The sequence below is a fragment of the Candidatus Dormiibacter sp. genome (genome assembly GCF_050999135.1).
Lineage (GTDB): Bacteria > Chloroflexota > Dormibacteria > Dormibacterales > Dormibacteraceae > Dormiibacter > Dormiibacter spiritus.
Window position 1 is genome coordinate 58,198 of record NZ_JBPCPN010000059.1, and the last position, 20,175, is coordinate 78,372.

Annotated in this window: 19 protein-coding genes; 14 read left to right on the top strand and 5 right to left on the bottom strand. The window is 67.5% G+C overall.

Annotated features, from left to right (window positions below; translation table 11 throughout):
* Window positions 1-56: 56 nt before the first annotated feature.
* Window positions 57-3,569, top strand: coding sequence for an indolepyruvate ferredoxin oxidoreductase family protein (locus tag ACR2MZ_RS14445; RefSeq protein ID WP_434005750.1), 3,513 nt, complete (start codon window positions 57-59; stop codon window positions 3,567-3,569).
* Between the two features lie 30 nt (window positions 3,570-3,599).
* On the opposite strand, the gene ACR2MZ_RS14450 is transcribed toward ACR2MZ_RS14445, so the two are convergent.
* A complete protein-coding gene (locus ACR2MZ_RS14450; protein WP_434005751.1) occupies window positions 3,600-3,797 on the bottom strand; it encodes a hypothetical protein in 198 nt (65 codons plus the stop codon).
* A gap of 66 nt (window positions 3,798-3,863) precedes the next feature.
* Here ACR2MZ_RS14450 and ACR2MZ_RS14455 point away from each other — a divergent pair, with 66 nt between their 5' ends.
* Window positions 3,864-4,514 carry an MOSC domain-containing protein gene (locus ACR2MZ_RS14455; protein WP_434005752.1) on the top strand — a complete coding sequence of 217 codons (651 nt, stop codon included), beginning with the start codon at window positions 3,864-3,866 and terminating at the stop codon, window positions 4,512-4,514.
* Here ACR2MZ_RS14455 and ACR2MZ_RS14460 read toward each other — a convergent pair.
* Genes ACR2MZ_RS14460 through ACR2MZ_RS14475 form a run of 4 tightly spaced genes read right to left on the bottom strand, consistent with a single transcriptional unit; the run spans window position 4,503 to window position 7,214 of the window.
* Window positions 4,503-5,093 (bottom strand): glycosyltransferase family 2 protein, encoded by a 591-nt coding sequence (locus ACR2MZ_RS14460; RefSeq protein WP_434005753.1) that lies wholly within the window; start codon window positions 5,091-5,093, stop codon window positions 4,503-4,505. The genes ACR2MZ_RS14455 and ACR2MZ_RS14460 overlap by 12 nt on opposite strands.
* 41 nt (window positions 5,094-5,134) lie before the next feature.
* On the bottom strand, window positions 5,135-5,662 hold the full coding sequence (locus tag ACR2MZ_RS14465) for a glycosyltransferase family 2 protein (protein ID WP_434005754.1): 528 nt from the start codon (window positions 5,660-5,662) through the stop codon (window positions 5,135-5,137).
* Window positions 5,659-6,678 carry a type 2 isopentenyl-diphosphate Delta-isomerase gene (gene fni / locus ACR2MZ_RS14470; protein WP_434005755.1) on the bottom strand — a complete coding sequence of 340 codons (1,020 nt, stop codon included), beginning with the start codon at window positions 6,676-6,678 and terminating at the stop codon, window positions 5,659-5,661. The genes ACR2MZ_RS14465 and fni overlap by 4 nt, the downstream gene beginning before the upstream one ends.
* A complete protein-coding gene (locus ACR2MZ_RS14475) occupies window positions 6,675-7,214 on the bottom strand; it encodes a MarR family transcriptional regulator (protein ID WP_434005756.1) in 540 nt (179 codons plus the stop codon). Before ACR2MZ_RS14475 ends, fni begins: the two co-directional genes overlap by 4 nt.
* A gap of 30 nt (window positions 7,215-7,244) precedes the next feature.
* On the opposite strand from ACR2MZ_RS14475, the gene ACR2MZ_RS14480 reads away from it, so the two are divergent.
* The 12 genes from ACR2MZ_RS14480 to ACR2MZ_RS14535 all read left to right on the top strand — a co-directional run bounded on the left by ACR2MZ_RS14480 (window position 7,245) and on the right by ACR2MZ_RS14535 (window position 20,161).
* The gene (locus tag ACR2MZ_RS14480) at window positions 7,245-8,261 is read left to right on the top strand and encodes a polyprenyl synthetase family protein (RefSeq protein ID WP_434005757.1); all 1,017 of its coding nucleotides are present in this window, start codon (window positions 7,245-7,247) and stop codon (window positions 8,259-8,261) included.
* Entirely contained in the window at window positions 8,258-8,560 is a 303-nt protein-coding gene (locus ACR2MZ_RS14485; protein ID WP_434005758.1) for a hypothetical protein, read from the top strand. Before ACR2MZ_RS14480 ends, ACR2MZ_RS14485 begins: the two co-directional genes overlap by 4 nt.
* Window positions 8,557-8,844, top strand: coding sequence for a lycopene cyclase domain-containing protein (locus ACR2MZ_RS14490; RefSeq protein ID WP_434005759.1), 288 nt, complete (start codon window positions 8,557-8,559; stop codon window positions 8,842-8,844). Before ACR2MZ_RS14485 ends, ACR2MZ_RS14490 begins: the two co-directional genes overlap by 4 nt.
* Window positions 8,831-9,679 (top strand): prenyltransferase, encoded by an 849-nt coding sequence (locus tag ACR2MZ_RS14495; protein ID WP_434005760.1) that lies wholly within the window; start codon window positions 8,831-8,833, stop codon window positions 9,677-9,679. Before ACR2MZ_RS14490 ends, ACR2MZ_RS14495 begins: the two co-directional genes overlap by 14 nt.
* The gene (crtI, locus tag ACR2MZ_RS14500) at window positions 9,676-11,151 is read left to right on the top strand and encodes a phytoene desaturase family protein (protein ID WP_434005761.1); all 1,476 of its coding nucleotides are present in this window, start codon (window positions 9,676-9,678) and stop codon (window positions 11,149-11,151) included. Before ACR2MZ_RS14495 ends, crtI begins: the two co-directional genes overlap by 4 nt.
* Window positions 11,151-11,978 carry a phytoene/squalene synthase family protein gene (locus tag ACR2MZ_RS14505; RefSeq protein WP_434005762.1) on the top strand — a complete coding sequence of 276 codons (828 nt, stop codon included), beginning with the start codon at window positions 11,151-11,153 and terminating at the stop codon, window positions 11,976-11,978. Before crtI ends, ACR2MZ_RS14505 begins: the two co-directional genes overlap by 1 nt.
* 47 nt (window positions 11,979-12,025) lie before the next feature.
* Window positions 12,026-13,642 carry an acyl-CoA mutase large subunit family protein gene (locus tag ACR2MZ_RS14510; protein ID WP_434005763.1) on the top strand — a complete coding sequence of 539 codons (1,617 nt, stop codon included), beginning with the start codon at window positions 12,026-12,028 and terminating at the stop codon, window positions 13,640-13,642.
* A complete protein-coding gene (locus tag ACR2MZ_RS14515) occupies window positions 13,635-14,798 on the top strand; it encodes an acyl-CoA dehydrogenase family protein (RefSeq protein WP_434005764.1) in 1,164 nt (387 codons plus the stop codon). The genes ACR2MZ_RS14510 and ACR2MZ_RS14515 overlap by 8 nt, the downstream gene beginning before the upstream one ends.
* Before the next feature lie 200 nt (window positions 14,799-14,998).
* A complete protein-coding gene (locus tag ACR2MZ_RS14520; RefSeq protein WP_434005765.1) occupies window positions 14,999-16,105 on the top strand; it encodes a CaiB/BaiF CoA transferase family protein in 1,107 nt (368 codons plus the stop codon).
* On the top strand, window positions 16,105-18,111 hold the full coding sequence (locus tag ACR2MZ_RS14525) for a hydantoinase/oxoprolinase family protein (protein WP_434005766.1): 2,007 nt from the start codon (window positions 16,105-16,107) through the stop codon (window positions 18,109-18,111). Before ACR2MZ_RS14520 ends, ACR2MZ_RS14525 begins: the two co-directional genes overlap by 1 nt.
* Entirely contained in the window at window positions 18,108-19,742 is a 1,635-nt protein-coding gene (locus tag ACR2MZ_RS14530; protein WP_434005767.1) for a hydantoinase B/oxoprolinase family protein, read from the top strand. Before ACR2MZ_RS14525 ends, ACR2MZ_RS14530 begins: the two co-directional genes overlap by 4 nt.
* Window positions 19,739-20,161, top strand: coding sequence for a cobalamin B12-binding domain-containing protein (locus ACR2MZ_RS14535; protein ID WP_434005768.1), 423 nt, complete (start codon window positions 19,739-19,741; stop codon window positions 20,159-20,161). The genes ACR2MZ_RS14530 and ACR2MZ_RS14535 overlap by 4 nt, the downstream gene beginning before the upstream one ends.
* The last annotated feature ends 14 nt before the right edge of the window (window positions 20,162-20,175 follow it).

Consider the following 20,175-nt stretch of genomic DNA (forward strand, 5'->3'; position numbering starts at 1 on the left):
CGACAGTTGCAGGCAACTAGAATCCGCATAGTGAACCGCTGGGCGGACGCTTGCTAATGCCTGTCTCGCTGGAGGACAAATACACCCTCGAGATAGGCCGCGCGTTCATGACAGGCGTCCAGGCGCTGGTCCGGCTGCCGATGATCCAAGCTCAGCGCGATCGCGCGGCAAGGCTCAGGACAGGGATCATGATCAGCGGCTATCCCGGCTCGCCGCTGGGTGGTTACGACCTGGAGCTGGCCCGAGCCAAAAAGCACCTGGAACCGCTTGACATTCACCTCCGGCCGGGATTGAATGAGGAGCTGGCGGCCACAGTCGTCTGGGGCAGCCAGATGACCGAGGTCTTCCAATCCACCTACGACGGGGTCACCGGCATCTGGTACGGCAAGAGCCCTGGCGTCGACCGCTGCCTGGACATCTTCAAGCACGCTAACTTGGGCGGCGGTCCGCGTCACTCAGGGCTGCTGGCCCTGGCCGCCGACGACCCTCAGGCCAAGAGCTCGACCCTGCCCAACGCTTCCGAATGGGACTTCGTCGCCTGCGGCATGCCTGTCTTGGCGCCGGCCTCGGTCTCGGAGCTGCTGGAGCTGGGCCTCCACGGGATCGCGCTCTCCCGCCTGACGGGGCTCTGGCCCGCGCTCAAGTGTGTGACCAACCTCTGTGATGGGGGCGCCACTGTCGATCTCAGCCCGGCCAAACCGCCGATAGTCATCCCTGATCTCGGTGACTTCCAGAAGCCCAACTCCTTCCTCTTCTTCGCCCCCGGTTCGATCGAGATGGAGAGACACCTCTTCGAGGAGCGCTTCCCGGCCGCTCACGCCTACGCTCGCGCCAACCAGCTGAACCGAATCACTGTCAAGGGGCGGCGGGATCGCCTGGGCCTGGTCGCGTCGGGCAAGTCCTTTTCCGACCTCCGCCAGGCGCTGCTGGACCTGGGTCTGGACGCACCCGCGCTGCAGCGGCTGGGAGTGCGAGTGCTCAAGGTCGGCATGCCCTATCCGCTCGACCCCCAGGTGGTGCGTGAATTCGCGCAAGGCCTGCAGGAGATAGTGGTCATCGAGGAGAAGCGAGATCTGGTCGAGGGCCAGGTTCGCAACCTGCTCTACGACCTGCCCAAGCGCCCGCACGTGCTGGGCAAGCTGAACGCGGAGGGGCAGCATTGGTTCCCCTACTTCGGCGAACTTGACGCAGATCTGGTGGCAGAGCGAATCGGCCCGCGCCTGCTCGAGCTGGGCGGTGGAGACCCGGTCTCACGCCGCTTGAGCGCAGTCGCGGAGGTCCGGGGCCGGTCCTATGACGCCTTCCTGCGCCGGTTGCCCAACTACTGCCCGGGCTGCCCGCATAGCCGCTCGACCGTCTCGCTCGACGGCGAACTGGTGGGCGGTGGCATCGGCTGTCACGGCATGGCGCCGATGATGAGCCAGCCGGAACGGCGGACTATCAACGCGGCACCCATGGGCGCCGAGGGCTCCGCCTTCATCGGCCTGGCGCCCTTCGTCGACACTGAGCACTTCCTCCAGAACGTCGGCGACGGGACCTTCTTCCACTCTGCCTCCCAGTCGGTCCGCGCCTGCGTGGCAGCCGGCGTGAACATCACTTTCAAGCTCCTCTACAACGGTCACGTCGCCATGACTGGCGGCCAGCACGCGACCGGCGCCACCGACGTGCCGACGCTCACCCGCTACCTGGAGTCGGAGGGCGTCAGGCGCACGATAGTGGTGAGCGAGGATCCGGATCGCTGGCATTTAGCCAGGCTGGCGAGCAACGCGAAGCTCTTTCCCCGCGAGCGGTACGAGGCTGCTGTGCGCGAGCTGCGGGACACTCCTGGCGTCACTGTGCTGGTCTTCGATCAGGAGTGCGCGGCCGAGAAGCGGCGGGCGCGCAAGCGCGGCAAGCAGCCACAGCCCACGAAGTTCATCTTCATCAACGAGGAGGTCTGCGAGGGCTGCGGCGACTGCGGCGACATCTCCAACTGCATGTCGGTGCAGCCGATCGAGACCGAGTTCGGCCGCAAGACGCAGATCCACCAGTCGTCCTGCAACAAGGACTATTCGTGCTCGCGGGGCGACTGCCCGAGCTTTCTGACGGTCATCTCAGAAGGCGGCGTGGTGCGCAAGCCCGTGCCCGAGCTGAGTCTGGACAAGTTGCCGGAGCCTGCTGGCAAGCCGAGCGTGCCGCCTGACGGCTATCGCGTTTACATGCCGGGCATCGGCGGCACCGGCGTCGTCACCACCAACCAGGTGCTGGCCGTCGCGGCCATGCTGGGCGGTAAGGCTGTGCACGCGCTGGACCAGACAGGACTGGCGCAGAAGGGAGGCGCCGTGCTTTCCTCCCTCGTCATCCTGCCGGGGGAGCAGGATCCCTACCGCTCCAACCGCGTCGGCGTGGCCGGGGCGGACCTGATGCTCGGCCTCGACGCGCTGGGCGTGGTGGCGCCCCTCAATGCCGATCGGATGGCGCCCGGCCGCACTGTGGTGGTGGCCGACTCTTCGCTGCAACCGACCGCGGAGACAGTGCGCCACGTGGACATCCTGCTCCCTGGCAAGAGCGCGCTGGAGAGCGCCATCGACCAGTGGAGCCAGCCAGAGCGGAACGTCTGGATCGACGCCGGAAAGACGGCTGAAGCGCTCTTCGGTGACCAGATGCTCACCAACACCTTCATGCTCGGCGTTGCCTATCAGTCAGGCGTGCTGCCTGTCGCCTTTGCCGATCTGGAGGAGGCGATCCGGCTGAACGGTGTGGCGGTCGACCGCAACCTCCAGGCCTTCCGTTACGGCCGGCTCTATCGGCACGACCCGGCGGCGGTCAGGCGCTCTCTCTCGCCGCCGCCGCTGCGCTATGAGGAAGTGCGTAAGCAGTACCTGCAGCGGCTCGGCGACCTGGGGGGTGCCTACCAAGAAATGCTGGCCGACGCGGGTCGGGCCGGCTTGAGCGAGGATCTGCGGAGGGCGCTGGGGTATCGCTTGGGGGAGCTGATCGGCTATCAGGACGTCGCTTATGCCGGCCGCTATCTGGCTCGGGTACTGGAGGTGCACGCAGCGGAACAGCAGGTGCTGCCGGGCAATGAGGAGCTCGTCACTCAAGCGGTCCGTCACCTATACAAGCTCATGGCCTACAAGGACGAGTACGAGGTCGCCCGACTGCTGCTGAAGCAGGAGTGGGAGCTACGAGTCAAGGAGACCTTCGACAAGCCCAAGGTCCGCTACAACCTGCACCCGCCGTTTCTCCGCGACCGCGGTTTGAAGCGAAAGCTGGAACTGGGGGGCTGGTTCCGGCCCTTCCTACAGACTCTGATTCCGCTCCGGCGGCTCCGCGGCACCGCCTGGGACCCGTTCGCGCGGAGCGAGATCCGGCGCCTTGAACGGGCTCTCATCAGTTGGTATGAGGAGCTGCTGGACGAGATCTGCGCCAACCTCACGCCGGCGAATCACGGGACGGCTGTGCAGCTGGCGGCGACGCCGGATCGGATCCGCGGCTATGAGCAGATCAAGCAGCGCAACGCCGACCTGGTCTTGAAGCACGTCGAGCGCAAGCGCTCGGAACTGCAGGAGGTCGCTGCGACGGCCTGAGCCGTGGCCACCGAGTCTGGCCTCCCGGTCTCAGCCGAGCTTGGGTCGTGCGGGCCGCCGGTATTTGACGGCGAGATCGAGGCGGTCGTCGAACCGCCACTCAGCTTCGGCCGACCAAACCTGGTGCAGCAGCTCCTCGAACTGGCTGTTCAGGTCTGGCGCCGGAGGGCCGGCGCGGAAGTCCGCGGCCTTGTCATTGCTGGATCGTGAGCTGGATGGCTGATTCATCGTTAGCGAACCTCCTGGCGTCTATTGATGTGAAACGAATCAGCGCCCGAATTGGTTCAGGGAAGCGTGATCTCGACTGACGCGGGCCAGCTCACGGCGGTGCACGTCGGCCGGCCGACCTCGCGGGTGACGCCGGAGGGCAAGAGCTGGCGGTCGGCTTTCGTGAAGCAGCCGACGGCGGGGCCGGTCTGGCTCGACTGGGAGAATCTGGCCGAAAATCAGCAGGCCGATCTTGGCGTGCACCGCGGCCCCGACATGGCGGTGCTCGGCTACTCGGCGGACCATTACCCCCTTTGGCGGGCTGAACTGGACCTGGCCGAGCTGGGCCCGGGCGGCTTCGGCGAGAACTTCACGATCGCCGGCCAGGATGAACACAGCGTCTGCCTTGGAGATGTTTACGAGCTGGGGGAGGCGATCGTCCAGGTCTCGCAGTCGCGCGGTCCCTGCTTCAAGATCAGCCGTCGCTGGAACCGGCCCGACCTTTCGGCAGAGTCCTCGACACCGGCCGGCACGGCTGGTATCTCCGGGTGCTGCAGCCTGGGCTGGTGGAGGCTGGACGATCGGCCCTATCCGCGCTGGACAGTGCGACGCGCCGCCGACACACTGCAACTGCGTAAACGAGATCCGGCCGCGGCCCGTGCCCTGCTCGAGTGTGAAGTCCTGGGCGCCGGTGGCCGCCGAGACCTGGCCGAGCCTTTGTTGCGCTCAGTCCCCTAATCGCGGGGACAATCTATGCGGGCCGAGCCGAAAGGAGCGGCGGTCGATCACCAGCCTCCGGCCACGCCAGGTGTGCTTGCGGCGCAAGGCGCTGGCCGTCAGTGTCAGAGCTGCCGGGATGTCGGCGAGCAGTGAAAGCCAATAGGTCCACCTGATGCTCGCATACGCGCGCCGCGTGCCCAGCAGGACGCCCAGCGGCATCACGAGCAGGGCCAGGTTCACCGACCGGAGTGCGCCCGGCCGCCGGCTGGTCAGGAGGCTTAGCGGAAGGGGCGGTGCCTGGGTCAGCAGCGCACCTACCAGCCGGGGCCAGTCGCGCCACGTCCAGAAGCGATCTCTCAGCGCCAGCGAGCGCGGCATCCCGCGCCACGCTTCGCCGACCCCCTCGTACATCCGGGTCGTGGCCGCCCCTCCGCCCTCAAACAGTCCGACGGCGTAGCCGGCGGCGGTCAGCTCGCGCGCCAGGCTGACGTCCTCGCAAGTGGATGCGCGAACCCGGCTGAAACCCCCGATCTCGCTCAGCGCTCCGCTCTCCAGCAGTTGGCACTGGCCGCTGGCCTCCGCTCGCTCCGGTGTCACGCTGATCCGCCCCGGCCGTCCCTGCCGGTAGATGTAGGTGGTCAGCGAGCGGGATGCAGCGCTCCCAGCCAGAGCCCCGGCACCTCCTGCCTGGTGGCCAGGCTGGTGGAGGCAAGGCCTGAGCGCTGCGCCTGCGACAGAAGTAAGGGCAGCGCGCCAGGCCCCAAGCGAACGTCGGCGTCCACCGTGAGAAGATGGGTGCCGGTCGCCAGCCGGCGGCCTGCCTCCAGGTTCCACGCCTTGCCGTTCCAGCCTGGCGGCGGCGCGCCCACCTGGACCACCCGGAACTTCGGTTCTGCAGCCGCAAAGCCCTCGGCCAGCGCTACGGTGCCATCCCGAGAACCGCCGTCCAGAACCAGGATCTCGCTCACCTCCGGAGCGAGGCGGCAAAGCGCTTGGAGGCAGGCAGAAAGCCGCAGCTCCTCGTCCAGGGCCGGCACCAGCACCGAGACGGCAGCCCTGTCAACCTTGACCAGCCGGGCCGGCGCCGTCTGCGACCGCCGAAGAAAGCGGCCAAGCACCAGCACGGCCATGCCCGCCTGGCCTGCGGCCAGGGCAGTGCTTATCAAGCCGGCTTGAGTCGGGGGCTGTTGCGAAGCTGACTTAGATCGGAGGCGCCAATCGCGAACATCGCCAGGCGCAGTGTCTCACAGAGTTCGGCCGCGAGCTCTGCCGCCGAGCCGGCGGCGGCGGCCCGAAGGAACGGGCCGGCCAGCCCGGCCAGATCGGCGCCCAGCGCGATGCTCTTGGCGATGTCGATACCGTCGGCGATGCCGCCGCTGGCTATCAGCGTCGCCTCGGGAGCCGCCGCACGGCCCTCAAGGATGGCGGTAGCTGTGGGGATGCCCCAGCCGGCGAAGGCGCCCGCAACGCGGGCCCGGACCGCGTTGTCCAGCCGGTGCCGCTCGACCTCGCTCCAACTGGTTCCGCCGGCGCCGGCCACATCGATCGCCGCCACCCCGGCGTCCCAGAGGCGCCTGACCAAGTCGGCGGCTATCCCCCAGCCGACCTCCTTCACCACCACGGGACACTCGAGCTCCGAGCAGAGGGTGGCAATCCTACCCAGCAGGCCTGAGAAGTCGGTGTCGCCGGCCGCTTGCAGAGCTTCTTGCAACGGGTTCAGGTGCAGGACGAGAGCGTCGGCCTGAAGTTGATCGACCAACCGGCGGCAGGCTTCAGCGCTGACTCCGCGGTTCAGCTGGATGGCGCCCAGGTTCGCCAGCAGCGGCACATCCGGCGCTTCGGCCCGAACGAGGAAAGTGGGCAGAAGGGCAGGATCCTCCAGCAGCGCCCGGCCCGAGCCGAGACCCATGGGCAGCCCGAACACCTGCGCCACGCCCGCCAGCTCGCGATTCAAGCGCCCCGCTTCCTCGACGCCTCCGGTCATGCAGGAGAGGAGGATCGGGGCGCCCAGCTGACGGCCGAACAGCTCCGCCGTGAGATCCACAGTGGCAAGCGAGATCTCCGGCAGCGCCACATGTTCAAACCGCCACTGCTCGAACCCTGCGCTGATGCCTTTGCCAGCCACGTTCTCCTCGATGTTGATCCGCAGGTGCTCCGCCTTGCGGTGCTCGATCGCCTTCACTGCCGCTCACTGGAATGGTCGTCCGCGCCGACCGAGGCGCCGGGGCTGCCGGTCGTTGAGAGGGCGCTCTGGTGCAGCCGGTGGGTGTGCTCGCGCATCAGGCGGCGGGCCACCTCCAGCACCCTCGACATGGCGGCCAGCGCATCATCCTCGATGTTCATCTCCCTGAGCTCGCGCCGCATCTCCTCACCGAGCGGCATGAACAGCCCTCTGAGCTGGACCTTCACGCTTGGTGTGAGCGTAACTACCGTCCGCCGGCGGTCCTGGGCATCCGGCATGCGCTGGGCGTGGCCGTGATCCACCAGGCCGTCGATGACCCGCGTTGTGGCGCCAGTGGTCAGCGCCAGCATTCGGGCCAGGTCGCCGGCGGTGGCCGAATCCCCGATGGCCCGTAAGCAGTGGAGGGCGCGGAGCTCGGTCCGGTTCAGGCTCATGTGCTCGGCCGCCGCACCGCTGACGGCATCCACCTCGGTCGCCATCATCCGGAGGTGCAGCAGCACCTCCTCGAGCGCGGTGGGTGGAAGAGATCGCTGCATGGTTAGATTATCAGCCAAGATACTTACTAAGTGAGTGAATTCATCAAACCAGGATCTGTTGACGAGGCGGTGGTCAGCCTTCTCTCCGACTTTCTGGCCGCGCGCCGGCAGGAGGCGGTTGACCTCGACGATCGTCTGCTGGTCCTGCACGCCGAACTCGAGAGCGCTGTGAGGGCACCGGGTAAGCGGCTGCGGCCGCAGCTCGCCTGTTGGGGCCATCGGGCGGCCGGCGCGACCGTGGGGCGCGAGATGCTCCAGGCGGCGGCGGCGCTCGAGCTCCTGCACACCTTCGCTCTGATTCAGGACGACGTCATCGACCAGGCGCCGACGCGCCGCGGCCGTCCCGCCAGCCACGTCCGCCTGGCCGGGGCGGCGCAGAGCGGACGGCGCGACCGCTTCGGTGAGAGCGCCGCCATCCTGCTCGGCGACCTGGCCCTCATCTGGTCGGGCCAACTGCTGGCCGAGTCAGGCTTTCCAGCTGAACGTCTGCAGGCAGGGCTGCGTGTTTACCACGAGCTGTGCGCGGAAGTGACGCTCGGCCAGTATCTGGACATCGTCGTCTCCCACACAGATCGGCTGACCGAAGAGGACGCGCTGCGCGTGAACCGTTACAAGACAGCCTGCTACACGGTGCAACGGCCGATCCAGCTCGGGATGGCACTGGCCGGCGCACCGGTTTCATTGCTCGACAGCGTGCCGGGTTTCGCCGTGCCCGCCGGCATCGCATTCCAGCTCAGGGACGATCAGCTGGGCGCCTTCGGCGACCCGGAGGTAACGGGCAAGCCCAGCGGCCAGGACCTGCTGGAGCGTAAGCCGACGTGGCTCTGGGCCCGCACGCTCCGGCTCCGACCCGATGCCGCGCGACTGGAGACTGTGCCCGAACTGCGGGCGGCAGCTCTGGAGTCTGGCGCCGCGGCGGCCGCCGAAGCGGAGATCAGCCGGCTGGAAACCGAAGCGCTGGCGGCGCTGCGGGCCATGCCAGTCGCTCCGGAGGCCGAGTCTGAGCTGGAGCAGCTGACGGAGCGGCTCATCAGGCGCAATTCGTGATTCGCTACACCTACCTGCTTCTGCTGATCGGCAGCTGGACGGGAACGCTCGTCCTGGCCGGCCGCTGGCAGCTTGGCTTCGGCCGGCGCCTGGTTCGGGCGGTGCTGATCACGGTTCCCCTCTTTCTGGCCTTCGACGTGACGGGGTCGGCGCGGGGCTGGTTCGCCAGCGATCCTCGGCTGAACTCAGTCATCTTTCCGCCAGGCATCCCCTTGGAGGAGCCGATCCTGCTGGGATTTCTGACGCTGGTTTCGGTGGTGATCTTCCGCTTCCTGGCGACACGGCTCGCGACTCGTTGAGGGAGTACACGCTGGCGTCCCTCGGGCTTCTCCTGGTGGCCGCGGTGTTGGCCGCCGTGACCGGCAGCTGGCGGCGGCCAGCTTTCTGGGCAGGAATCGTTGTCTTCGGCCTGCTCACGGCTGCCTTTGATCTCCTGATGACGAGTGAAGGGCTCTATCACTACGCCGACCGCTATCGCTCGGGTGTGGGGATCGGCAGGATGCCGGTTGAGGATCTGCTCTACGGCCTGGCTCTGTATGCCGTCGCCGTCAGTGCCTGGTGTGGTCGCCATGCTGAGAGCTAGCCGGCCCTATAGCTGGATCAACACGGCGCTGCCCTTCTTGGCCGTCGCGTTGCTCACCGGCCGCGTGACAGCTGCGGTGGTGCTGGGCACCGTGTATTTCCTGCTGCCCTACAACCTGCTGCTGTACGGCGTCAACGATCTCTTCGATTACGAGTCTGACCGTCGCAACCCGCGCAAGGGGGGTGCCATCGAGGGGGGCTTGGTGCCGCCTGCTCAGGCCCGGCGCATGCTGCTGACCATCGCGGCGACCAATGTGCCCCTGCTGCTGGCGATGGCCTGGCTGGCGGGTCCGGTTGCGGCAGGAGTGCTGGCCTTCACGGTGCTGGCCGCTGTCAGCTACTCGGCGCCGCCCCTACGACTCAAGGAAAGGCCCTTCCTTGACTCGCTCAACAGCTCCCTTCACTTCGTCTTGCCGCCGGTTTGCGGCGGGCTTTTGGCGGGCGCCCACCTCAGCGCGCTGCCCTGGCGCTTTCTGCTCGCCTTCCTGCTCTGGGGCATGGCCTCACAGGCTTTGGGCGCGATTCAGGACGTTGAGTACGACAGAGCCGCCGGAATCGGCTCGATCGCCGCCTGGCTCGGCGGCCGCGCCACCGCCGTGGCCGCCTTCGGCGTCTACCTGCTGGCCGGAGTCTTCACAGCCACCGGTGGTGGTCCTGCCCTCGTGGCGGCGGTGGTGGTCCTGCCCTACGCAGCACTGGCGCTCATCGCCACCCGGCAGGCGCGCACTGCCTGGCGCGGCTTCCTGGGTCTGAACCTGGTCGCAGGCTGCTTCTTAACGCTGCTGCTGCTCCAGATCAACGGCGTATTCCACGAGCGGCTGGGAACCCCCGCGTGAGCCGACCTGGGCGGCGGGCAGTGGTGATCGGTGCCGGCCTCGGCGGCCTCGCCTGCGGCATCCGCCTGGCCGCTCGGGGGCTGGACGTGACGGTACTGGAGCAGGAAGCCGTGATCGGCGGCCGGGCAGCCCAGATCCGGGAGGCGGGCTACACCTTCGACGTCGGCCCCTCGCTCATCACCATGCCCTGGGTGCTGGAGGAGCTGTTCACCGCCGCCGGGCAGGATTTGCACCAAGCCGTCAGGCTGCGGCTGCTCGATCCCTTCTATCGCATCGCCTGGCATGGCGAGAGCCGGAGCTTCCTGTTCAACGGCGACCGCTCCGCCATGCTGGAGCAGATCGGCCAGTTCTCCTGGGCCGACGCCGCCCGCTACGACGGCTTCCTGGCGGCCAGCCGGGCAATCTACGAACAGGCGATCCTGGTGGCCGGGCGGCGCAGCTTTCTGCGCCTGGCCGACTTCCTGGCGCTGGTGCCGGCGATGCTGCGGCTGGGCGCCCTGCGCTCCGTCGATGCGTTCGTCGGCCGCTTCTTCCAGGAGCGGCACGTCCGCCAGGCGTTCGGCTTCCATCCGCTCTTCATCGGCGGTGACCCATTTCGCGTCCCTGCCGTCTACGCCGCGCTTGCCTATCTCCAGATCGAGCAGGGCGTCTGGTATGTGGAGGGCGGCGTCCACGCGCTGATCCAGGCGCTGGGCAGCCTGCTTCGAGCGGTCGGAGGCCGGATCGAGACAGGCTCTCGAGTGATGCGCATTCTGACCGCCGGCAATCGTGTCCGGGGGGTGCAGCTGGAGGGTGGCGAAGAGCTGGCGGCGGACCTGGTCGTCAGCAACGCGGACGCGGTAACCACCGCGACCGATCTGCTGGGCAGGCCACGGCCCCGGCTGCGCTCCACGATGGGCTGCTACCTGCTCTACCTCGGCACCCGCCGCAGCTATCCGCAGCTTCAGCACCACACGCTGCTGGTGGGCGCCGATTATCGCGGCTTCATCACGGATGTGACGCGCCGGGAGAGGCTCTCCGACGACATCTCTGTTTACGTGCACGCGCCTGCCCGCACCGAACCGGGCATGGCGACAACAGGCGGGGAATCGCTAGCAGTGTTGCTGCCGGTGCCCAACTTGAGGGCCGGGATGGATTGGCAGTGCACAAGTACGGAGCTGCGCGAGCGACTGCTCAACGAGCTGGAGAGCCCGGCCGGGCTCGGCCTCACTGGGTTGCGAAGCGATATCGCCTTCGAGGCGGCCTGGACGCCTCTGGACTTTCGCGACCGCTTGGGCGCTGTCGACGGCAACGCGTTCGCGGCCGAGCCGATACTCAGGCAGTCGGCTTACTTCCGGACGCCCAATCGGGATCGCCAGGTGTCGAACCTCTACTACGCGGGCGGCGGCACCCATCCCGGGGCTGGGATTCCGGGCGTGCTCCTGGGTGCTGAGGTGACCAGCAACCTGATCAACTCGGATCTGGGGCTGTAATGACGACTGTGGCTCAGACCGTGGTTGACACGGGCCACGTGGTCGCCGCGAGAGCGCTGACCAAGCGGGTGGCGCGGACGTTCGCTCTGGCGACCAGGCTCCTGCCGGCCTCGGTCCGCAGCGACGTCTACCTGCTCTACTTTGTGCTGCGGACGCTGGACGACCTTGTCGATGCCGCTTCACCAGAAGCGCTTCAAGTTCTGAATCGTGTCGAGAACTGGGCCCTGGGCGGCACGGGTGGCAGCCGCGAAACGGAGATTCTCGCGCACTTGGCGGCGCGCCATCCTGATCTGCCCCGCGATGCTGTCGCCGACTTCGTAGTCGGCATGCGCACCGATTTGAGCGGCCCCGGCTTCCGGACAGAAGCTGATGTGGACCTCTACGCCTATCAGGTTGCGGGAACCGTGGGTCGCCTGCTCGCCGCCATTCTCGGCTCCCCTCCTGAGGCAGATTCGGCGGCTTGGGCGCTGGGCATCGCCATGCAGCGAACCAACATCCTGCGCGACATCGATGAGGACCTGGCACGGGGACGCATCTACCTCGCAGCCGAGACGCTTCAGCGGCTGGGCATCCACGACCTGACTCAGGCGGAACGGCGGCCGCTGCTGGAGGACCAGATCAGGCTGACTGAAGATTGGTACCGCCTGGGGATCGCCGGCATCTCGCAGCTCCGCCGCGGTCGCCGCGGCGTGCTCGCGGCGGCCCTCATGTATCGGGAGATCCTGAGGCAGATCGGACGCGACGGCTTCGGCAGCACGCGTCCCTGGCGATCTCACGTGTCGCGCCAGCGGAAGGCCTGGCTGGCGCTGCGCTCGCTCAAGGCCTGATCTGCCCCGGCCCTGCAATTCACGAGGACCTGCGGCACACTAGCAGGATGGCGCAGACGCGGTCGGTCAGGCCGGCGGAGACAACGTCCGGAGTTGAGGTCAAGCCTGTCTACCGACCGGAGGACGTCGCCGGCCTGGACTATGAGCGAGATCTCGCGGATCCCGGCCAGTATCCGTACACGCGCGGTCCCTATCCCCACATGTACCGGGAGAAGTACTGGACCATGCGAACGTATACGGGCTTTGGCACTCCGCGCCTCACCAACGAGTGGAACCGGAGGCTGCTGGCCGAGGAAGGCGTGACGGGGCTCTCCACGGCGCTCGATCTGCCGACGCAGATGGGCTACGACTCGGATCATCCGGAGTGGCGCGCGGAGGTCGGCCGCGTAGGCGTGGCGATCGACTCGCTGGCCGACTTCGAAGTGCTCTTCGACGGCATCCCGCTGGACCAGGTCTCGACCAGCTTCACCATCAACGCGCCGGCCTTCCTCTTCCTCGCGCTCTATCAGGTGGCCGGCGAGAAGCAGGGCGTGGCGCCCGAGCGCCTGCGGCCGATAGTCCAGAACGACATCCTGAAGGAGTTCTTCGCGCGCGGCGCCTGCGTCTTTCCGGTCGAGCCCTCGCTGCGGCTGGTGGCCGACACCTTCCAGTACTGCAGCACCAGCATGCCGCGCGCCAATCCGATCTCAGTCTGCGGCTACCACATTCGGGAATCGGGCGCCACGGCAGTGCAGGAGATGGCCTTCGCCATCTCCAACGCGCGGGAGTACATAGATCGCGTGCTGGCGCGGGGCATTCCCATCGACAGCTTCGCGCCCCGGATCTCCTGGAACCTGGGCGCCTTCATGAACTTCTTCGAGGAGGTGGCCAAGTACCGAGCCTCCCGCCGCATCTGGGCCCGGTTGATGCGCGAGGGTTACGGCGCCCAGGATGAGCGCAGCTGGCGGTTCCTCTGGTTCGCAGGAACGTGCGGCTCCACCTTCAGCCACCGTCAGCCGCTCAACAACATAGTGCGTGCCACTGTCGAGACCATGGCGCTGGTCCTGGGCGGTCTGCAGTCACTCACTGTCAACACCTGGCAGGAGGCCTTTGAGATCCCCGACCAGGAGGCGATGCTGACTGCGCTGCGCACGCAGCAGATAGTGGCACACGAGTCAGGCATCGCCGACACCGCAGATCCGCTCGCTGGCTCCTACTTTGTGGAGTCGCTGACCGACGAGTACGAGCGCCGCATCCTGGAGCTGATGGACGATGTGCGGGAGCGGGGCGGCATGGCGCGCTGCATCGAGAACGGGTATGTCCAGCGTCTGGTGCTGGAGGAGGCCTACCGCCACTCGCAGGCGGTGGAGACAGGCGAACGCAAGGTGGTGGGGGAGAACATCTTCGTCACCGCCGAGGAGCCACCGCCGACCCGCCTCTACCAGCATGATCCAGCTGCGCTGGACGAGCAGTTGGAGCGGCTGGCGGAAGTCCGCCGGCGGCGCTCCCCAAAAGAGGTCGAGCGAACACTGAACCGACTGCGTGATGCCGCCGCCCTGCCCGCGGAGAACCTGATGCCTTACACAGTCGAGTGCGTTCGCGCCTATGCCACGGTGGGCGAGGTGATGGGAGCGCTGCGCCAGGTCTTTGGCACCTACCAGGAGCCTGTCGACATCTTTGGCTGACGCCGATCCGCGCGAGGAGCGGCGGCTCTTTCGCGCCAGCGTGCGCTCCTTCGTCGAGAGGGAGGTGCTGCCGCGCGCGGAGGAGCTTGATCAGCACGGCCGCTTTCCCCGGCAGCTGTTCGGGCGGCTGGCGGAGCTGGGCTATCTGGGCTTGCGCTATCCCGAAGCGCTCGGCGGACAGGACGCGGACTTTGAAACCGAGTGCCTCTTCTACGAGGAACTGGCGGCCGGTTCGCTGGCGCTGGCAGCCATCGCAGCAATGCAATCACTCATGGGGACGGTGTTCGTTTATCGGTTTGGAACCCCCGAGCAGCACGAGAGCTATCTCCGACCGGCTCTTAGCGGGGAGCGGATCGCCACCTTCGCGCTGACGGAGCCGGAGGCGGGCAGCGACCTGGGCGGCCTGCGCACTCGGGCGCGCCGGACCGCCAACGGCTGGCACATCACTGGCGCCAAGACCTGGATCACTAACGCGCCGGTCGCCTCCTTCCTGACGGTTGGCGCCAAGACCAGCGACGAGCCGGGGCTCAAGAACATCGCTCTCTTCCTGCTCGATGCTGATACCCCGGGCTTCGCGGTGGGCAGGCCGATCGAGAAGCTGGGGACGCGGAGTTCGCTCACCAGTGAAGTGCACATCGACTGCGAGGTCCCGCCGCAAGCGCTGCTGGGCGCGGAGGGGGAGGGCGTCAAGAATGTGGGCGGGGTGCTGAGCGAGATCCGCATCATGACTGCGTTCCTGGCTCTGGGTTTGGGCCGGCGGGCATTGGCGGACAGCGCCAAGTACGCCGCCGAGCGCCAGACTTTCGGCAAGCCCATCGGCGAGTACCAGCTGATCGCCGCCAAGCTGGCCGACATGTCCACGGACCTGCAGGCCGCCCGGACGCTCTCAACCGAGGCGGCCCGGCAGGTGGATGAGGATGGTACGGGGCCGCTGACCACTCTTGCCGCCATGGCCAAGCTGCACGCGACCGAGGCCTGCGTTCGCATAGTGGACGAGACCACCCGCATCTTCGGCTCCTATGGGTTTGCCAGTGAGTACTCCGCCCAGCGCTACTTCCGCGATGCCCGCTTCCTGCTCTCGGGCGGCGGCACCTCCGAGATCCTGCGCACGCTGATCGGCCGGGACGTGCTGAGGAAGGGCGGCTGGGACACCTGAACTCGACACCTCGAACGACCGGTTAAGCACCCCACCTACCAAACCCCCCACCCAAGGGGGGGTAGGAAGATCGTATTTGCGCGAACCCCGGGCCGGCAACCCCGCCTGTGAAGACCGGGCGGTGGGCCACGTGGATCGAAGGGCTGGGCGGCTGGCTCTGGCCTCCAGCCGAGCGGCCGGACCGCTACATTCCTGAAACGTTGAGCAACACGCTGAAGGGCATTCGCATTCTCGACCTCACCCGGATGCTGGCCGGGCCTTACGCCACCATGCTGCTCGCGGATATGGGCGCTGAGGTGATCAAGATCGAGGAGCCGGAGGGCGATCCCATCCGGGCCATGGGACCGCCCTTCGAGCCCGACGGCTTCTCCGCCTACTTCGCCGCCGTGAACCGGAACAAGAAGAGCGTCGTACTGGATCTGAAGCAAACCGACGACCGCGAGCGGTTCCTCGACCTCGCCGCTACAGCTGATGCGGTGATCGACAACTTCCGCTTCGGCGTGATGCAGAGACTGCGGCTGACCCCAAGCGACCTCCGCGAGGCCCGGGCCGACCTGGTGACCTGCTCGCTCAGCGCGTTCGGCGAGGACGGCCCCTACCGGGATCTGCCCGCCTTCGACCTCGTGCTCCAAGCCATGGCGGGCGGCATGTCCATCACCGGTGAGCCGGGCGGCCGGCCCATGCGGGCAGGCATTCCCATTGGCGATCTGGCAGGCGGCCTGTTTGCGGCGTTGGGCGTCTGCGCCGCGCTGCTACGCCGGGAAAGGACTGGCCAGGCCGAGCACCTGGACCTCTCCCTCTTCGACTGCCAGGTTTCGCTCCTCACCTACGTCGGCCAGTACCACCTGACGGACGGTCGGGTGCCGGAGCCGATCGGCAGCGGCCACCAATCGGTTGTGCCCTACCAGGCCTTCCCGACAGCTGACGGGCACCTGGTCGTGGCAGTCTTCGTCGAGCGCTTCTGGCCGCCGCTCTGTCGGGTGCTGGGCCTGCCCGAGTTGGCCGGGCGCTACCCGAGCAACGCCAGCCGCGTCGCCGCCCGAGCCGAGGTGGTCGCCGCTCTGGAGCAGCGCTTGCGGCAGCGCAAGACCGAGGAATGGAGCCACCTGCTCCGGGCGGCGGGCGTCCCCTCCGGTCCTGTCAACACAGTCGATCGAGTGTTTCGCGATCCCCAGGTCCTGCACCGGCAGATGGTCGTGTCGGACGGGCGCCGTCAGCTGATCGGCAACCCCATCAAGACCGCTGAGCCGGACACCTTCATTCCGGCGCCGGCTCTCGGTCAGCACAACTCTGAGATTCTCGGCTGATGCAGCTCGCCTTCGACGTCGGTGGCACCTTCACCGATCTCGTACTTCAGGACGATTCCGGACGGCTCCACACAGCCAAGAAGCTGACCACCTATCCCGATCCCACACCGGCCTGTCTGGCCGGGCTGGACGAATTGATCCAGCGGGTCGGCGTCAGCTGGCGCGAAATCGCCCGAGCAGTCCACGGCACCACCTGGTGCTCCAACCTGGTGATCGAGCGCAAGGCGAAGGGGGTCGCTCTGGCGACGACCAGAGGCTTTCGGGATGTGCTTGCCATCGGCCGCCAGAAGCGCTACCAGATCTACGACCTGCAGATCGACAAGCCCGAGCCGCTCATCGATAGGACGTGGATCTGGGAGATCAACGAGCGCTCCCGCGCCGACGGCACTGTGCACCGCCCTCTCGACGAAGAGCAGGCTGCCTGCGCAATCGCCGAGATGCGGGAGCGGGGGGTCAAAAGCCTGGCCGTGTCATTTCTGCACAGCTACGTCAACCCCGGCCCAGAACGAAGGTTTGGGGAACTCGTGAAAGAGCTCGCGCCGGAGATCCACGTCTCACTCTCGAGCCTCGTCTCCGCCCAGCTTCGGGAGTACGAGCGGACCAGCACGACAGTCGTCAACGCCTACCTCCTCGAAGCCGTGAGGGCGTATCTGAGCGGGTTGGGTGGACAGCTGGAAGAGCGCGGCTATCGCGGCTCTCTCTACATCATGCAGTCTGGCGGGGGAGTGGCAGGAGCTGAGACGATGGCCCAGTTCCCGGTCAGGATGATCGAGTCTGGACCTGCCGCCGGCGCCCTGGTGGCGGCGCGCTATGGCGAGCTCTGCGCCCAGCCCGATCTCATCGCCTTCGACATGGGCGGCACCACCGCCAAGCTCTCCCTCATCACCGGCGGCAAACCGGAGACTGTCGACACCTTCGAGCTGCACAAGATCCGTCTCGCCCCCGGCAGCGGCATCCCCATGAACGTTCGCTCCCTGGATCTGGTCGAGATCGGCGCCGGCGGTGGCTCGATCGCCCAGCCGGAACTGGGCATGATCCAGGTCGGTCCTGAGAGCGCCGGTTCGATGCCAGGCCCAGCCTGCTACGGCCGGGGGGGCCAGGCGCCGACGGTCACCGATGCGAACCTCGTGCTTGGCTATCTGAACCCGCTGGGCTTTGCCGGTGGGAGCGTCGCGCTGGATGGGGCGGCGGCCGGCAAGGCCATCAGCGAGCGGCTGGCGCGGCCGCTGGGCCTGAGCCTGGAGGAGGCGGCCTGGGGGGTCCACGCCATGGTCAACCTCAACATGGAGCTGGCCACACGCGTCGTGTCCATCGAGCGCGGCCATGACCCCCGCGGTCTGGCGCTGGTCGCCACTGGCGGCTCGGGTCCTGTCCACGCCTGCCGGTTGGTCCAGCAGCTCGGGGTCGGCACTGTGATCATGCCGGCCAGCGCCGGCGTCGCAAGCGCCATCGGCCTGCTCGACGCTCAGCTGCGCTTCGACGTCTCGCGGAGCCGTCTGGCCAGGCTGAGCGAGGTGGCTGAAGCGGAGGCGGAGGCGCTCTTCGCCGAGATGGAGGCTGAAGCGTTGGCCGCACTCGACAGCGAGCCCGACCACTTCGAGCGGGAGGTCGACCTGCGCTACGCCGGCCAGGGCTACGAGCTCACGGTGGCCTACGCCCAGGCTGAGCAGCTGTTCGAGGAGCTCTACATTCGCCGCTACGGCTTGGCCAACCCAGGCCAACCGATCGAGATCACCACCTGGCGCGTCACGGCTGTCGGCACTCGGCAGCCAATCCAGCTGCCCCGGTTCCAGGCGGGCCCCCCCGCTCGGGCCGCCCGCCGTCAGGCCTGGTTCCCGGAGGCCAGGGGTTTCACCGACACGCCCGTCTACGAGCGGGAGAAGCTGGTCCCGGGCCAGCGCCTGGAGGGGCCGGCGATTGTGGAGGAGAGGGAGTCGACAACAGTCCTCCCGCCGGGCGTGACGGCCGAGGTCGACGCGTACGGAAGCCTGCTGGCGAGATGGTGAGCGACGCGCCGGACCCGATCACGCTGGGCGTGGTCTGGGGCGCACTGCGCTCCATCTGCGTCGAGATCGGCAGTACTGTGCAGCGGACCGCCTACTCGATCCAGGCCCGCGAGGGGCAGGACTTTTCGGTTGCCCTCTTCGATGCCGACGGTCGCATGTCAGCCCAGGGTCCCTACTCGCCTGGGCATCTGGGCGCCATGAACTTCGCCATCCAGAACTTTTTGGCCACCTTTCCGAGGAAGTCCCTGCGGCCGGGTGACGTGCTGCTGATGAACGATCCCCAGCTTGGCAGCGGCCACTTTCCTGACTTCCTGGTCACCATGCCCTACTTCCATGCCGGCGAGATCGTCGGCTTCGGCGTCAACCTCGTTCACCACACGGATGTGGGGGGCGCGCGGCCGGGCAGCCAGGCGGTGGAGGGCATCTTCGACTGGCACCAGGAGGGGCTCCGGATCCCGCCTATCAAGCTCGTTTCCGAAGGCGTGGAGAACGAGGCGGCGCTGGCCATCATCGCCGGCAACTCGCGCGTCCCAGGGAACATCACAGGCGATCTGCGCAGCCAGCGCGCCTCGCTCCAGGTCGGCGAGCAGCGGCTCGCCGCTCTATACGAGCGCTTTGGCAGGCCGGCGGTCGAAGCCTGCATCGAGACGATGCTTGACCAAACCGAGGAAAGGGTGCGGACGCGCATCGCCGAGGTGCCGGACGGGGAATACCCGTTCACCGACCACATGGACGACTGCGGCCCCGGCACCGACCCGATCAAGCTTCAGGTCAATGTGCTCGTCCGCGAAGACAGGCTGCTGGTCGACTTCACAGGCACCGATCCCCAGACCATTTCCGGGCTGAACAGCTACTTCAACTACACCCGCTCCTACACGTACGCGGCTGTGAAGAGCCTGCTCGATCCGGAGGCGCCGATGAACGCAGGTGCGCTGCGGCCGATCGAGGTCAGCGCGCCGCTCGGCTGCTTCCTGAATCCCCGGCCGCCAGCCGGCGGAGGGCCGCGGGCAGCCATCTGCTCGCGCATCTTCGAGGTCATGCTGGGCGCGCTCGCGCCGGCCGTGCCGAAGGCCGTGACAGGCGCCAACAGCCACTTCTGCAACGCCACCTTTGGCGCCTGGGATCCGGTCAGCCGGCGCAGCTTCGTCGGCTACGAGCTGATCCATGGTGGCTGCGGCGGCCGAGCCACAAAGGATGGCTGCGAGGCGATCAGCTCGCCCTACAACGCCGCCAACCTGCCGATCGAGGCGGTGGAGGCGCAGACGCCTGTACTGGTGGAGCGTTTCGGCTTCATCCCCGGCTCAGGCGGCCGGGGCAAGTATCGGGGCGGTCTAGGGGTGCGTCGCGACGTTCGCATCCTGGCCGAGCAGATCCGCTTCACCAACCTCTCCGACCGGCACCGCTTCCAACCGTTCGGCGTGCTCGGCGGCGAGCCGGGCCGACTGGGCAGGACGGTCATCAATCCTGGCACTGAGAACGAGTACCAGATCGGCGGCAAGGCCTCGGTCGACCTTCAGTACGGTGACGTCGTGTCCTTCCAGCTCGCCGGCGCCGGTGGCTATGGCGACCCGGCGGCACGGGATCCGGCGCTTACCGAGAGGGATCGTCGGCTGGGGCTGCTGAGCGAATGACGGGGCCGCTGCGCGTGGTCGTGGCCAAGCCGGGGCTGGACGGGCACGACCGAGGCGCCAAGGTGGTTGCCAAGGCGCTCAAGGAAGCAGGCATGGAGGTCATCTACACAGGTCGCCATCAGACAGTCGACTCCATCGCCGCTGTGGCATTGCAGGAGGACGCTGACGCGATCGGCCTGTCTGTGCTCTCCGGCGCCCACATGGACTACTGCGGCCGCCTCGTCCAGCGTCTGCGGGAGGCGGAGGCTTCAGACATCGTGCTGACAGTAGGTGGCACCATCCCCGAGTCGGACCGGCCGGCGCTGAAGGAGCTGGGCTATCGCGTCTTTGGGACAGGGAGCCGGTTGGCTGACATCGTCGCTTACCTGAACGAAGAGGTGAGCCGCCGCCGGGGCGTCCCGGCCATTAGAGAGGAGTGAAGGTTTGAGCCATT